Annotated in this window: 13 protein-coding genes; 5 read left to right on the top strand and 8 right to left on the bottom strand. The window is 70.0% G+C overall.

Annotation, left to right across the window (positions count from 1 at the left end):
- The first annotated feature begins 96 nt into the window (after positions 1-96).
- Entirely contained in the window at positions 97-873 is a 777-nt protein-coding gene (locus CYFUS_RS13870) for a hypothetical protein (protein ID WP_095985648.1), read from the top strand.
- Here CYFUS_RS13870 and CYFUS_RS13865 read toward each other — a convergent pair.
- The 7 genes from CYFUS_RS13865 to CYFUS_RS13835 all read right to left on the bottom strand — a co-directional run bounded on the left by CYFUS_RS13865 (position 857) and on the right by CYFUS_RS13835 (position 9938).
- On the bottom strand, positions 857-1870 hold the full coding sequence (locus CYFUS_RS13865) for a stage II sporulation protein M (RefSeq protein WP_095985647.1): 1014 nt from the start codon (positions 1868-1870) through the stop codon (positions 857-859). The two genes, CYFUS_RS13870 and CYFUS_RS13865, sit on opposite strands and share 17 nt — an antisense overlap.
- Before the next feature lie 72 nt (positions 1871-1942).
- Complete coding sequence (locus CYFUS_RS13860) at positions 1943-2413, bottom strand: NUDIX hydrolase (protein ID WP_095985646.1); 471 nt, start codon at positions 2411-2413, stop codon at positions 1943-1945.
- A gap of 21 nt (positions 2414-2434) precedes the next feature.
- Positions 2435-2905, bottom strand: a complete 471-nt coding sequence (locus CYFUS_RS13855; RefSeq protein WP_095985645.1) for an NUDIX hydrolase — start codon at positions 2903-2905, stop codon at positions 2435-2437.
- Positions 2906-2908: 3 nt separating this feature from the next.
- Complete coding sequence (locus CYFUS_RS13850; RefSeq protein ID WP_095991994.1) at positions 2909-4453, bottom strand: DUF2380 domain-containing protein; 1545 nt, start codon at positions 4451-4453, stop codon at positions 2909-2911.
- 121 nt (positions 4454-4574) lie between these two features.
- On the bottom strand, positions 4575-6890 hold the full coding sequence (locus tag CYFUS_RS13845; protein ID WP_157758436.1) for a FecR domain-containing protein: 2316 nt from the start codon (positions 6888-6890) through the stop codon (positions 4575-4577).
- Positions 6799-8151: a serine/threonine-protein kinase gene (locus CYFUS_RS13840; RefSeq protein WP_095985643.1), complete on the bottom strand. Its 1353-nt coding sequence runs from the start codon at positions 8149-8151 to the stop codon at positions 6799-6801. Before CYFUS_RS13840 ends, CYFUS_RS13845 begins: the two co-directional genes overlap by 92 nt.
- Positions 8148-9938, bottom strand: coding sequence for an adenylate/guanylate cyclase domain-containing protein (locus tag CYFUS_RS13835; RefSeq protein WP_095985642.1), 1791 nt, complete (start codon positions 9936-9938; stop codon positions 8148-8150). The genes CYFUS_RS13840 and CYFUS_RS13835 overlap by 4 nt, the downstream gene beginning before the upstream one ends.
- Positions 9939-10159: 221 nt before the next feature.
- Here CYFUS_RS13835 and CYFUS_RS13830 point away from each other — a divergent pair, with 221 nt between their 5' ends.
- The gene (locus CYFUS_RS13830; protein WP_095991993.1) at positions 10160-10861 is read left to right on the top strand and encodes an expansin EXLX1 family cellulose-binding protein; all 702 of its coding nucleotides are present in this window, start codon (positions 10160-10162) and stop codon (positions 10859-10861) included.
- A 22-nt stretch (positions 10862-10883) separates the two neighbouring features.
- Positions 10884-11684, top strand: coding sequence for an RDD family protein (locus CYFUS_RS13825; protein WP_095985641.1), 801 nt, complete (start codon positions 10884-10886; stop codon positions 11682-11684).
- On the opposite strand, the gene CYFUS_RS13820 is transcribed toward CYFUS_RS13825, so the two are convergent.
- Complete coding sequence (locus tag CYFUS_RS13820) at positions 11681-12196, bottom strand: outer membrane beta-barrel protein (RefSeq protein ID WP_095991992.1); 516 nt, start codon at positions 12194-12196, stop codon at positions 11681-11683. The two genes, CYFUS_RS13825 and CYFUS_RS13820, sit on opposite strands and share 4 nt — an antisense overlap.
- A gap of 61 nt (positions 12197-12257) precedes the next feature.
- Between CYFUS_RS13820 and CYFUS_RS13815 the strand changes: the two genes are divergently transcribed.
- Both CYFUS_RS13815 and CYFUS_RS13810 read left to right on the top strand, forming a co-directional pair.
- Positions 12258-13367 carry a tetratricopeptide repeat protein gene (locus tag CYFUS_RS13815; RefSeq protein WP_232537547.1) on the top strand — a complete coding sequence of 370 codons (1110 nt, stop codon included), beginning with the start codon at positions 12258-12260 and terminating at the stop codon, positions 13365-13367.
- A 42-nt stretch (positions 13368-13409) separates the two neighbouring features.
- Positions 13410-14495 (top strand): FHA domain-containing protein, encoded by a 1086-nt coding sequence (locus CYFUS_RS13810; RefSeq protein WP_095985640.1) that lies wholly within the window; start codon positions 13410-13412, stop codon positions 14493-14495.
- The last annotated feature ends 66 nt before the right edge of the window (positions 14496-14561 follow it).

Here is a 14561-nt window from a genome sequence, read left to right as displayed (position 1 = left end):
GAAACAAGAAATTTACGTTACTCCTGACCAACAAGAAGATAAGAGGAACCCGCTCATCTCCTGAAAGGCTCCCCGGGGCCGATGCGAGGTCATCCCATGAAGAGCGCGACCCTCCTCTCCTCCCTTCTCGGTGGTCTGGCGCTGCTGGCCGCCCCGGCCGCGAGGGCGGAGCTCACCACGTCCAAGCCGCTCTTCGAGTCCCGGGTGGCCAGCGCGCGCACCGCCAGCAGCCCCGGGGGCGCGACGGTGCTGCGCCAGGAGATCATCACGGCGCTCGACGCCTTCATCGTGGACGGGTGGGTGGACGCGCAGGAGGCGAGCTACCTGTCCACCAAGGTGTCCAGCACCTCCTTCCTCACCGGTCTGGAGTCGGCGGCGAGGAAGTACCTCTCCGACTTCCACGAGCTGAACGACGCGGAGGAGTACGAGGCCCCCCTGTGCCTGAACCCGGTCTCGGGCACGCCGGCCCAGGTGTTCGGCGCCAGCGGGCCGCTCGCCAGCAGCTCGCGCATCAAGGAGGGCTCCATCCCCGAGGGCGCGGGGGTGGCCAACCAGGTGACGCTGACGAACGTCTACACGTGGGTGTTCGGCAGCTCCTACGATCGGCAGACCTACTTCGAGCCCGTCAACGTCGAGGAGCTCACCGCGCGGCTGAAGGCGAGGACGTACTCCGGCACGCCGAGCACCGCCGAGGTGAATGGCGCGCTGGCCTGGCTCGCGCAGATCTACCACACGGGCAACCGCATCTACGTCGCGGACTGGCGCAGCGAGGGCCGTGGGGGCCCGGGCGAGTCCGCCGGCTTCGTGGTGGCGGTGGTCAGCGCGGACCGCGGATTCGTCCGCATGCTGGAAGTACTCACCTGGGCGGAGTAGCCACCCCGTCCCGCGCGCGACCCGCCCCGCGCATCCAATCCGAGCCCAGGTAGGCGTAGACGCCCAGGCCCACCACCAGGGCGAAGGACACCTTGAAGGCCACCGACAGCTTGGGCGGGTGGATCTGCGAGATGGTGCCCTCGATGAAGCCCGCGAGCACGAAGAGCGCGAGCGTGCCGAAGAGCAGCCGCACCGCGCGCACCGCCTCCTGACGCAGCGCCACGCCGCGGGGCAGTCCTCGCGGCGCCACCTGCCCCCGGGCGATGACGAGGCCCGCCGCGCCCGCGATGCAGATGGCGGTGATCTCCGGAATGCCGTGCGGGAGGATCCACGCCCAGAACCAGCCCGCCATGCCCTTGGCGGTGTACACCTGCGCGAGCGCGCCCAGCATCAGCCCGTTGCTGAAGAGCATGATGCCCGTACCCACGCCCGCGGTGATGCCCAGCGCGAAGGCGAGGAAGGCCACCTGGATGTTGTGGGTGAAGAGGAAGGTGGTGAACTGGGCTTGCTCGCCCACGGTCGCCCCCTGCCCCGCGGCCTCGTCCCGGGCGCGCTGGAGCGGGTCCAGGCTCAGGTGTTCGGCGGGGACGAGGTAGGGCGCGGCGTCCGGGTCCACCAGCATGCCCAGGTAGCCGAAGCCCAGGCCCGCGAGGAACATCAACAGCGACGCCGCGTACATGCGCCACTCCTGGCGCAGCAGGGCGGGAAACCCCCGGGCGACGAAGTTCCACACGTCCGCGAACCTCGGCCGCTCGCCCGGATAGGTGAGCGCGTAGGCTCGGCCCACCAGATCATTGAGGTACTCGCTCACGTCGGCGGCGCCGCTGCGCGCGCGCACCCACAGCAGGTCGCTCGAGACGGCCCGGTAGAGCCGCCCCAGCGAGCGGGCCTCCTCGAGTTCCAGGGCGCGCAGCCCCTTGCCCTCGGCCTTGTCGAGCAGGGACTCCAGTTGCTGCCAGCGCGGCCGGCGCGCCTCGATGAACTCGGGCATCTCCATGCCCGGACACTCTAAGTGTCCGACAAGTTTTTCGACAGAGTCAGCACAGAGGCGATCCACCCACGAGTGCATCTAGACTGGTTCGTCGGGCAGGAGCGTGAGCAGCAGCTCGTCGTCAGGCCCGCGCGGGAGCCAACCGGCTGGTGGTGGCGTGGCAAGGAGCGCATCACCGATTCGCCTGACGCGCTCCTTATGGGGCTCTGGAGTGAAGGTCCCCCAACGGGCAAGTGCATGGGCAACGTCGAAACGGTTTGCGTCGTCGAGCACGGTCGGCCAGCCGTTGGGGAGTGCTTCAGCCAGCTCGCGCACGAGTTGGCCGCGTATCAAGCGCGTGACCCGGCGGCTTCGCTCCGCCTCGGCAAGCAACCCGCTAAACACCTGCACTCCCGCGATGTCGTCCGGGCCAAGCTCCTCGGCCAGCGCCACCAGCGAGGCAATAGGGCGCGCCTCGGCGAAGGCGGTGAGAGAGTCGTAACCTCGCTCGCGGACCCGCTCGTACAGGCGCACCTTCCAGTTACCCTCCCAGGAACGGCCCTCGCTCATGGTCCTCTCCAGGCGTGAAGCTCAGGATTCTTCGTCGGGCAGGAGCGTCAGCAGCAGCTCGTCGTCGGGCCCGCGAGGGAGCCACCCGGGTGGTGGTGGCGTGGCACGGAGCGCTGCCCTGGCCTGCTCGACACGTTCTTCATGGGTTGTTGGGGTCAAGGAACTCCACAATCCAATTGCCTTGGCGACCTTGAGCCGGTTGGCCTCATCCATAACGACCGGCCAGCCATTTGGAAGACACGCCCACAGTTCTCGCACGAGCTGGCCGCGCACAAGGCGCGTGACCTGCTTGCGCCGCTTCGCTTCGGTCAGCAGTCCGCTGAACACCTGCACGCCTGCAATATCGTCCGGACCCAACTCCTCGGCCAGCGCCACCAGCGAAGCGGTCGGGCGCGCCTCGGCGAAGGCAGTGAGCGAGTCGTAGCCCCGCTCGCGGACCCGCTCGTACAGGCGCACCTTCCAGTTTCCCTCCCAGGAACGTCCGTCGGTCATCGCTCATTTCCCTCGACAACGGGCGAAGTTCATCGGGATGTCATAGAACCTCATACGCTCCGCGACGATCTCCAGGATCACATTCCGCGTCAACATCTGGCCAGCTTCAACCTCCGCGTCCCGCAGCGCCTTCATGATCATCCGGTTCCATTCGCCGGACCATTGGCGCCCCAGCTTCCAGTTTCCACCGCCGTGAATCGCCTGATGGTGCGGCTGCTGAAGCGTGACGCAGAACCAGTCGATTCTCATCTTGCCGGTGAAGCCGCGCTTCTCGAACCACTCGCGGAACTCCTTGGGCATGACGTGATGACGCGGGGGCTCGGCCATGCCAGCGCCCGTTTTGCCCGTCACACGCATGGCACGCACCTCGGGCGCATCGCCAAGCGCGTCGCGCACACCCCGAGGGAGGTCGCCGTGCGCCTGCGCCATCATCACCTGGCCCGCCTGAATCCGCACGGCGGCGCTGACGGCGGGCACGGAGAGGACGCCCGCTCGCACCAACTGGCGCACCATCTCCACCCACTCGGCGGACACCACCATCCGCGTCCCCATCATCACGCCGTTGGGACCCACCATGAGGCTCGCCCCGAGCATGGCGGGAGCTGCCGCGCGCAGCGCGGGCAACGTGAACTTCAGCACCGACAGGGTGGTGAGCGCCTCCATGGACTCCTTCAGCACCAGCGCCTTCTCGAGAACTTTCGCCCCCTTGTGTATGGCCTCGAGAAGTGCGGCGAACTCTTCCGTGAGGTGGCCTACCAGGGCGGGCATGTCCTCCGCCACTGACTCCACCTGCTCCGGATCCAGGGAGGAGAGCGCCCTCATGGAGGGCTCCATCATCTTCTGCCAGCCGTCCATCCTCATGAAGAGCGGCTCCACGCCGTAGAGGCGTCGGGAGAGCGCGATGTCAGTGAGGTTGAGGAAGTCAAACCACACGGCCAGCAGCATGGAGCCCATCAGGGCTGCCTCCAGCCGTGGGCCCGCGAGGCGAAGCAAGGCGAGCTGCATGTCCGGGTCCTTCACCTCCGACGCCTCGGCGGCAAGCTCCGTGGCGGCGACAAGCTCGGTGTCAATCCACCGCAACCAGGCTTCGCCATGGTCCACGTAGCGGACGAAGATGCCGTTGCCCGCGCCAGCGATGCCGAGGTTGCTGGCCCTGAGCCTGGAGAGCTCGCGGGAGATGCGGCGGGTGATGCCGGACACCTCGCCCACGCCCTTGCGAAAGGCCAAGTGGGCCGCGAGGGCGCTCTGCCACACCGTCGCGTCGGCGCTGCCAGGGCCCACCGCCGTCATCGTCTCCCGGGAGCCGCGGCGACGGTGCAGCCGCTCTGGCGCCTCGGGCCCACGAGAGGAGAGCGGCTGGGAGTCGAGGACGAGCGGCGACTCCTCGCCCACCCCTCCGGCCACCGCGGGCCCCGTGACGTCGTGGGGGGTGTAGCGAAGGCTCCGCCCCGGGCCGGGCCGAGGCGTCAGCGACACACAGGCATTGGACAGGAGGGCCAGGGCGAGCAGCAGCCCTGTCCCCCTCGCCCGTGATGAGTCAGCGCGCATTGTCCACCCCAGGCTCGTGGAAGCGAAGGCGCCCGGGCGCGGCGCGCCCACGCCTTCCGGAAGCAGCATAGAAGGGGCCCCTACGGGCGCGCTGTACGGATCGGTGTCCTGGCTCGGAGCGCTACTGCGGCAGAGGCGGGAGCAGGCCCGACCAGCCGAGCGTCACCTGCCCTCCCCAGGTGCCCCAAACACTCGCTCCCTCCGGACCGAAGCCATGGCGCACCGAGGCGCCCACTTCGAATCCGCTCCACTTCCAACGGGCCCCCACCCCGGCCGCGTACGCATGAGGACCCGGAGCCTCGAGCGTGGCGTCCACCAGGGCATCCACCTCCGCCCCAAGCGCCAGGGTCGGCAGGGGCAGGAACCATCCCTGGTACGCGCTCTCCCAGGTCGCCCGCGTCCGCCCGGGCCGCAGGGCGTACCCCTGGCTGGTGGACCAGGCCCAGCGCTCCCACTGCCCTCCCGCGATCAACGCCGGCCGCAACCACGCGCCGCGCGTCTCTCCGGCGAACGCCGAGCCCGCGAACAGGCCCTCGAAGGAGAGCAGCACGCGCAAGGTGGGCAGATCCGACAGCAGGACCCGGCCCGACAGGGAAGCCGACAGCTCACGGGAGAGAGCTTCGGGGCGCATTGACAGCGCCGCGCCCAGGGCCACGCGCTCGCCCAGCCGTCCCTCCACGGAGAGCGCGGCGCGCCCGCCCGCGACGTCCAGCCCCGAGGAGGCCGCGCCGGTCTGGGCGCGCAGCTCGACGAGCAGGGAGCGCGGCAGGAAGGCGGTGGGCAGGGGCGAGGCGTCGCGCCGTCCTCCCGGGGGAGCACTCAACAGGGACGTCAACGCCACTTCGGGACCCGCCGGAGCCGGGGGAGGCGGCGGCGGGGGTGCGACGGGAAGCGGAGCCTGGGCCTCGAGCCGCGCGAGGGACGTGTCGCCCCAGAGCGCCTCCACCGAGCTCACCCGCCGCCCTTCCCTCTCGACAGGCACCACGCGCGCCAGCCACGAGCCATCCTCCTGACGGGACAAGGGCTCCACCCGGGTGCCCTCCAGACCGCGCAGCGTCAGCGCCGTGGGGGCGACGTCCAGGGGCTGGCCCTGCTCATCGAACACGCGCAGCCGCGCCTGGAACGTCTCCCCCAGGGGCTCGAGCGCCAGGATCGCCTTCGGAGGCGACACGGTGAGCGTCAACCGCTCCGGGGGCGCATCGGGCAGACCGCGAGGCCGCAGCTCCAGCGTGTGCGCGCCCGGGGCCTCCACGCGCAGGGGTAGCGTCACGGGGGCGCCATCGAGCCGCGCGTCCAGCGCCTCGGCGCCGTCCACGGAGAACTCGAGGGGAACGGTTCCCTGGAGCCCCTGGGGCCCGAGGGTTCCGCGCTGCGTCTTCACCCGGAGCACCTCGACCCGGCGCACGGCGGAGGCCCGACCTGGCAGACCCGCGGCATCCACGGCGCGCACCCGCGCGAAGTACTCGCCGGGCGCCAGCGCGGGCACCACGGACTTCAACGGCTCCGGCCCGGCGGGGACCGTCTCCGTGTGCAGCCGATCATTGAAACGCTCGTCCCGCGCCAGCTCCACCCGGTAGGACGCCGCACGCGGCACGGGTGCCCACGGCAACGTCTCGTCCACGCCCGCGCCATCCAGCAACAGCCGCACCGAGCGCACGCCGCCCACCCACTCCGGCGCCTCGGGCAGCGGGCGGGGCTTCTCGGGCACCTTGCCCTTCTCCACCCGAGTCCCATGATCCCGGGGCACCTGCACGCGCTGGCCCTGGGCGGCCACCTCGGCCTGCCCGTCGAAGACGGACAGCCGCGTCATCTGCTGCGCGTCCACGCCGACAATCAAATCCCTCGAGCGCGAGTCCACCGTGGCCGCCGGCATCTTCACGCCCAGCGGCTCGCCGCGCAGCTCCGCCAGCGACACGTTCAGCTCGCCCTGGAGCAGCTCCACGGCGCCGGACTTCTTCACCTTGTCGGGCGCCTGGGTCTCCTGGCCGTAGATGACGACGAGTGCGTTCTCGTTCATCTGCAGCCGGGTGAGATCGCGAAAGGTCACCTCCGCGCCGGCCGAGCGCAGCGTGTTGACGGAGTCCAGTCGCCACAGGCCCTGGCCGGTATTGGCCTGGAGCCAGTCGGGCCTGCCGGCGCGCTTGGAGTTGACCTCGGGCTTGACGAAGGTGAGCCGGGCGTCGGGATCGCCCTTGATGCGCAGCCGCGTGCCCGGCTTCAGGGTGTGCGGCGGCGGGCCCATGGAGTTGAGCGCGTGCAGCTTCGCGGAGCCGGTGGAGGCGTCGCCGAAGAACCTGCGTCCCACGCTGGCGCAGGTGTCTCCCGGCTGGACCACGTACACGTCGTCATCGGCCTGTTGGGCCCGGGCCACGTCCGGCCGGCCCAGCACCAGGAAGAGGAGGAGGGAGAGAACCCTGACGTTTGAGTTTCTGGGCACGAGATACCTTCCGGGTCAGATCCCTCGGGTCGGGTGGAAGGGGGATGAAGTCGAACACGCCCCCCTCCAGCGCGCCTGTCACCAGCTCCCAGTCCTCCGCGGGACCACACACCAGGACAGGCGGAACATCCGGGCGCGCGGCCAATTCCCTCGCCCGAGCGAGCGACGCGCGCCCCTCGGCGATGACGAGCAGCGCGCCGAAGCCGAGCAGGGGCTCGGCCGCCTCGACGAAGCGCGCCTGGAAGCCGCATGCGTTGAGCGACTCCACCAGGCGCGCACTGGCGTTGGTCCGCTCGGACACCACGGCCACGGGCGCGCTTCCCACCACGGGCCCCGGCGGAGCCACTTCGCGCGGCGTGGGCCGCCCCGTCTTCTTTCCCTCGCCCCGTCGCGCGGGAGGAGCGGCCGACACCGGCTCGGCGAGCACGGCGAGCAACTCCTCACGCATGGCCGCGGCGTCCACCGGACGCGCCGTGGGCAGCTTCTCCATCGCCCGCATCACGGCGGACTCCAGAGGCGCCGGGAACGACAGGTCGGGCCGGGCCTCGCGCAACGAGGGCACGGGCCTGTAGAGGTGCGCGGCGGACACTTCCACCGAGGGTCCCACCGGAAAGGGAGGCGAGCCCGTGAGCAGCTCGTGGAGGACACACCCCAGCGCGTAGAGATCGCTCCGCCCGTCCACGAGCCCGCCCCGCATCTGCTCCGGGGACATGAAGCCCGGAGTGCCCACGGCGGTGCCCGCCTGGGTGATGCGTGTGTGCCAGGACTCACTCAGCGTGGCGAGGCCGAAGTCGAGCACCTTCACACGCTCGCCCTCCGGGTGGGACTCCAGGAAGAGGTTCGCGGGTTTGAGATCCCGGTGGATGATGCCGAGCGCGTGGGCGGCCCGCAGCACCTCCAGCACCTGGACGGCGAGGCCCACGGCGCGGGGCACCGACAGCACGCCCTCGCGCTGGAGCACGGCCTCCAGGGACTCGCCGGACACGAGCTCCATGGCGATGAAGATCAGCTCCTCGTCGGCCCCGAAGTCATACACCTCCACCGAGCCCGGGTGGCGCAGCCGGGCGAGCACCTGGGCCTCGCGATGGAAACGCTCCGCGAAGCCCGGAGCGCTGGCGATATGCGGGTGCATCACCTTGAGGGCGACGCGGCGGCCGAGGCTGAACTGCTCCGCCTCGTAGACCACGCCCATGCCGCCCTCGCCCAGCGCGCGGACGATCTGGAAGCGCCCCGCGACCAGGTGCCCCTGCTCGAGCCTCACAGCGGCACCTCGTAGGTGCGCGTGGCGGCGGAGCGGCCATGGAGCCGGCGCTCGCCCACGGGCACCAACTCCACGGAGTCGTCGCCGATCCGCTCGCGCGTGGCCTCGCTCACGAGGATCTGCCCTGGCTGGGCCATGGACTCCAGACGCGCGGCCACGTTCACCGTGTCGCCGATGACCGTGTAGTCCATGCGCTTGTCACTGCCCACGTTGCCGGCCACGGCGAAGCCGGTGTGCACGCCCATGGCGAGCTGGATCTCGATGCCCCAGCGCTCGCGCCAGCGCCGGTTGCCCACGTCGAGCCAGCGGCGCAGATCCTCGGCCGCGAGCACCGCGCGCTGGGCGTCGTCCTCGTGGGACTGGGGCGTGCCCCAGACGGCCATGATGCAGTCGCCGATGAACTTGTCGATGATGCCCCCGCGCCGCTGGATGATCTCCGTGGCGAAGGTGAACAGCTCGTTGAGCAGCGCGACGATGATCTCCGGGGGCTGGGTCTCGGACAGGTGGGTGAAGCCCACCACGTCCGCGAAGAGGATGGTGACCTCGCGGCGCTCGCCCCCGAGCCGCAGGCGCTCGGGATGGGACACGACCAGCTCCACCACGTCCGGAGACAGGTAGCGGCTGAGGGCGGCGCGCGCCTGGGTCTGGGAGAGCAGCTCGCGCTCCTTGGTGGCGAGCGTGCGCGCCATGTCCTCGAAGGCCCGGCCCAGGGTGCCCACCTCGTCCGAGCGACGGGTGACGCGCTCGCCCACGCCGCGGAAGGCGCGCTCGGCGAGGGCCCGGGTCGCCGCGACGAGATCGCGCAGGGGCCGGGTGAGCTGCCGGGCTCCGAGCAGGCCAGCCCCCAGGGCCACCAGGGCCGCGAGCGCGAGCGCGGCGAGGATGGAGCGGCGCATCTCCGTCAGCGACGCATAGGCCACGGACTGGGGCTGCTGCACCACCACCGCCCAGCCATGTTCGGACAGGACCTCCAGCGAGCCGAGCATCGCCTGACCCTCGAGCTGGAAGTCGGAGATGGCGGCCATGTCCGTGGAGAAGGAGGCGTCGCCACTGAGCGCCGTGAAGAGGCCGTGTTGGGAGAAGTCCTCGCGGGCCGCCACGCGGGCGGGGTCGGCGTGGAGCACGAGCCGCCGGTGCTGATCCACGACGAAGACGTTCTCGCGCGCGCCGAGGAAGCGCTCGCCCAGCTCCCCCATCAACGCGCACAGCTCGCCGAGCTTCACCTGGGTGCCGAGGATGGCGCGCGGGCTGCCGTCGCGAATGATGGGGAAGAACACCTCGAGCACGGGTCCACCCCGCGCCCCGGTGCTCACGTCGCGCACCACCAGGTGTCCCCGGGAGGAGAGCGTGTCGAGCAGGGAGGCATCCAGGCGGGAGGCGATTCGGGGAACGGGGACCTCGTCCGCCTTCACCGTGGTCACGCTCTGGCCGTTGGGGGCATAGAGCGTGACGAAGTCGATGTCGCCCAGGGCGGCCACCCGCGAGCCGACGAGGGCGAAGCGCGTGGCATCGTCCCCCAGGCCGGGCGCGAAGAGGAGCTGGCCGATGCCCTCGAGGTCCTGCTCGACGCGCGAGAGCGAGCCACGCACGGAGCGCTGCACGTCCCCCACGAGGGAGCGGTGCAGGTGGCGCACGAGCTCCTCCAGGGCCAGCGCGTTGGTGTCCATCATCTTCCAGCCCAGCCCCACGAGCGGGGGCAGCGCGCACACGAGGATGAGGAGGAACAGGCGCGTGAACAGCGAGACGCCCCGGCGGGGCTCCGGAGCAGACACGGGCGTGGCGTCCATCGCTGGCTCAGCGGATGGAGGAGAGGAGGTCCGGGGCGTTGCTGGGTCGATCATTTCCGTCGCACACCGGGCAGCCCGCGCCACCGCCGTGGCGATGCTCGTTCCGGGTGCCCCCCGGCGTCAGCCTAGCAGACCCCCACCGCGAGTACATTCCACGCCACCGGGCCGCACCGTGAACATAGAATGCCCGCTCGCTCTCCACGCCTTGGAGGATGTCCATCATGCACACCGAGAGACTCGTTCCTGACCGTTGGCTCGCAGCCCCCCTGTTGTTGCTGTTGGCGGGCTGTGGCGACACGAACTCCGGAGGCCCGCTCCTCCCCCTGGGCGATTACCAGAAAGGACTCATCACCTTCTATGATGCGACGGGCGCGGGCAACTGCAGCTTCGACGCGAGCCCGAGCGACCTGGACGTGGCCGCGATCAACATCGGCCAGTATCGCAACAGCGCGATGTGCGGAGCGTGCGCGGAGGTGGAGGGACCGCTGGGCACCCTGCGCGTGCGCATCGTGGACTCGTGCCCGGACTGCCCCGACAACGGGCATCTGGATCTCAGCCGCTCGGCGTTCGCGAAGATCGCCAACCCGGTGGATGGCCGGGTGCCCGTGCGCTGGCGCCTGGTGACGTGCGACACGCCGGGCCCCGTGCGCTACCACTTCAAGGACGGCAGCAACCCCTGGTGGACGGCCATCCAGGTGCGCAACCACCTGCTGCCCGTGGCGAAGCTCGAGGCCTGGAAGAACGGCGCCTGGGTGTTGCTCCCCCGCGAGAGCTACAACTACTTCGTGGACACCAAGGGCCTGGGCTCGGGGGAGATCAAGGTACGGGTGACGTCGATGGATGGCCAGACGCTGGAGGACACCCTGCCCGGGGTGAGCGCCGGCAAGACCTTCGACGGCAAGGCGCAGTTCCAGGCACCCTGATGGGTGCGGTAGCCTCGCGGGCGTGACGGACACGCCCGCCCCCCTCCTCGACGGCATCCATACCGTGCTCACGCCCGAGTACGTGGAGTTCCGCTTCACGCTCGCGGGCCTCTACTCACGCTTCCTCGCGTGGCTGGTGGACTCGGTGCTGGTGATGGTGGGCACGAGCGTGCTGCTCGTGGGGTTGAGCATGGGGATGGCGGCGTTCCCCGGCTTCGCCAGCGCCCTGGGCATCGTCCTCTACTTCCTGGTGGACTGGGGCTACGGCATCACCCTGGAGTCGGTCTGGAGCGGACAGACGGTGGGCAAGAAGCTGCTGGGCCTGCGCGTCATCCAGCGCAGCGGGGTACGCATCGGCTTCCACCATGCCGCGCTGCGCAATCTGGCCCGGCCCGTGGACCGGCTGCCCCTGTTCTACCTGGTGGGCGGCGTGACGGCGCTGCTGTCGGGCTCGCACCAACGGCTGGGGGACATGCTGGCGGGCACGCTGGTGGTGCGCGAGCGCCGGCTCAAGCTGCCCTCGGCCATTGGCGTCCCGGCCGGCCAGGGGCTGCTGGCGGATCCACTGTTCGTCTCGCGGGTGAAGCGCCTGGGCACCGAGGCGCGTGAAGCGGTGCTCTCGGCGGTGCTGCGGCGCGAGGAGCTGAGCATGGAAGCACGTCTGCGGCTCTTCTCCGTGCTCGGCGCGAAGCTCCAGGAGCTGCTGGCCATGGAGAAGCCAGCCCACCTCTCGGACGAGAAGTGGACCCTGCTGGTCGCCGCGGCCCTGCTGCCGGCCTCGGGGAGCACCCCCCCGGCGCGAGGGCGCGCGGTGGCGGCCTAGAAGTAGACGGCCGCGCCCCCGGAGAGGATGAGCGAGGTCTGCACCCGCTCGTTGAGCGCCAGGTAGAAGTTGTACTGGGCCCGGACGCCCAGGCTGATGGAGTCGGAGACGAAGAAGTCCAGCCCCGCGTTGGGCCCCAGGCCGACGTAGTTGGAGTCTCCCGCCGGCTTGAAGACGTGCAGGTAGCTCAGGTCCGCGCCCAGGTAGGGGCGGATGGACTCCTCCAGGAAGAGGTAGCGCACGCCCAGCGACGGAGCGATGCCCACCACGCGCTGCCCGCTGATGGGATCGTAGGGGAAGGTGAGCTTCGTGAGGGACACCACCTCGAAGCCGCTCTCGATGTAGAGGCTGGCGTCGAAGCCGATGAAGAAGGTCTCGGAGAGGCTCTGCGTGTTGTTGAAGTTCATGTAGCCCGCCGACAGGCCCAGGCTGCGGTTGGCGAACTGGGCGTGTGCGGGAGCCGCGCAGAAGAGGGCGGCCAGCAGGGCGAGGGAGAGGAGAAGCGAGCGCATGGGCGCGTACTGTAGCGTTCCCCCCTGGCCGCCCCACCCATGAATCCGCGAGGTTCGCGTCATGGAGGAGTGGACGTTGATCCCCTGGGGGCGCGTCTCCTACACTCCCGCCGCCATGCGTTCCCTCCGCCCCATGCTCGCCCTGCCGCTGTTCCTCGTCTCCGGGTGCATCAACACCCCGCCGCCGTCGGACCGCGCGCTCGTCAACAACGAGCTGTGCGTGCAGGAGCTCGACAAGGGCAACTGCAAGCAGGCGGAGGTGTATTGCGACCTGGGCCTCGAGTTCGCTCCCCAGTACGCGGACCTGTGGACCAACAAGGGCCTCATCGCCATGTGCATGGAGAACAAGAAGCAGGCCAAGGAGTGGTTCATCAAGGCCATCCGCTACAACCAGGACCAGGCCTCCGCGCACATGAACCTGGGGAAGATCTACCTGGACGCGGGCGACTACGGGAAGGCGCACGACAGCTTCCAGCGCGCGCTCAAGGTGAACCCGGACTACATCGAGGCCCGCTACAACCTGGGGCTCACCTTCCTCAACATGAAGAAGCTGGACAAGGCGGAGAAGGTCTTCCTCACCCTGCTGGCGGTGGACCCCAACGTGGCCCAGGTGCACCACGACCTGGGGCTCGTGTACTACCAGATGGACGACAAGACCAAGGCCGTGGAGGAGCTGGGCAGGGCGGTGCAGCTCGCCCCCAGCCTCAATCCGGACTGGTGGAACGACCTGGGCGCCGTCCTCATGGAGCTCAGCCGCTTCGAGGAGGCCCGGCAGTCCTTCGGCAGCTGCGTGGCGCTCAGCAACGACCACTCGCAGTGCCTCAACAACCTGAGCATCGCCCAGCGCAAGGCGGCCCTGACGGACTCGGCCCTCAAGGAGTTCCGGGACACGCAGCGCGCGGAGAACACTCCGGGTGCGCTCTTCGAGCTCGCGCGCAAGTACAAGAGCCAGGGGCTGCTGGCCGAGGAGGAGCGCGCCTACAAGGACTGTCTGAAGCTGGACGGCAGGTTCGCCCCCTGTCACTACGGCCTGTTCCAGCTCTACTCCGAGGGCCAGAAGCGCCAGTCGGCGGAGATTGCCTGCAAGAACTTCCTCAAGTATGGGGCGCTGGACGAGTTTCCCGCCGAGATGCAGACGTGCGAGAAGTTCCTCAGCGCGCAGTCCTACTAGCCTCCGCGCTCCCCATCCTCGCCCTTCCCGTCCCCCGCTGCGATGAGTGTCAGGCTTACGGTCAAGCAGAGCAGTGAAGCCGGTGGCAAGGCCACCGAGCACGTCCTCGACGAGCCCATCATCACCCTGGGACGGGACAAGTCCTGCCAGGTGGTGCTGGCCCAGCAGGCCGTGTCGCGCAACCACGCCCGCATCACCCAGGAGGGCAACCTCTTCTTCCTGGAGGATCTCGGCAGTGCCTTCGGCACCCAGGTCAATGGCAAGCCGCTGCCCAAGGGCGAGAAGCGGCTGTTGCGCAATGGCGACGTCATCGCCATCGCCCAGTTCGACGTGCGCTTCGACAAGGTGACGGAGCTGCCGCACGACGTGGACTCGCAGAAGACGTCCTTCGTCGCCCGCAACATGGTGAAGGACGTGATGCGGGGACTCGCCGGCGGCGAGGAGCGCTACCTGCGCGTGATGAACGGCCCGCGCGCGGGCGAGCGCCTGGAGATCGCCGACGCGAAGGAGTTCGTCATCGGCCGGGACGACTCCGCGGACGTCGTCTTCCGCGACGATCTCATCTCCCGCCGGCACGTGAAGGTGCGGCGCGACTGGTCCGGCACGCACGTGGAGGACCTGGGCAGCCGCAACGGCATCAAGATCAACCGCAAGCGCGCGTCGCGCAAGCTGCTGCGGGACGGGGACGAGCTGGAGGTGGGTGGCGTCCGCTTCGTCTACGTCTGCCAGTCCGAGGCGCCCGAGGAGCAATCCGAGCCGCTCCTGGCGGACGTGTCCGCGGGCTCGGGAGAGTCCACCAGCGAGACGCCGCTCCTGCCCGCGCCGCGCAAGCGCGCCCCCGTGGAGAAGAAGGAGGAGCCGCCTCCGGAGCCCGAGCCCGAACCCGAGCCCGCGGACGAGGAGCCGGAAGCGGCCGCGCAGGAGGAGAAGCCCGCGGAAGAGGAGCCCTCGGAGCCCGAGGCGGAGGAGAAGCCCGCGGAAGAGGAGCCCCCCGCCGCCGAGGAGCAAGCCGCCGTGGAGGAGAGCGCGCCGCCCGAGCAGGGCATGAAGCGCTACATCCCGGTGATGGTGCTGGGCCTGTTCGGCGTGGTGGCGCTGGGCGTGCTGATCGTCCTGCTGGCCGCCTGACGTCCCGCCCGGGGCCGCCTCCGAGCGCGGCTCCCGGGACAGGAGCTCGCCTCGCGCGAGGCGGGC

This window comes from Cystobacter fuscus, from assembly GCF_002305875.1.
GTDB classification, from domain to species: domain Bacteria; phylum Myxococcota; class Myxococcia; order Myxococcales; family Myxococcaceae; genus Cystobacter; species Cystobacter fuscus_A.
This window is presented reverse-complemented; position numbering and strand designations above follow the sequence as displayed.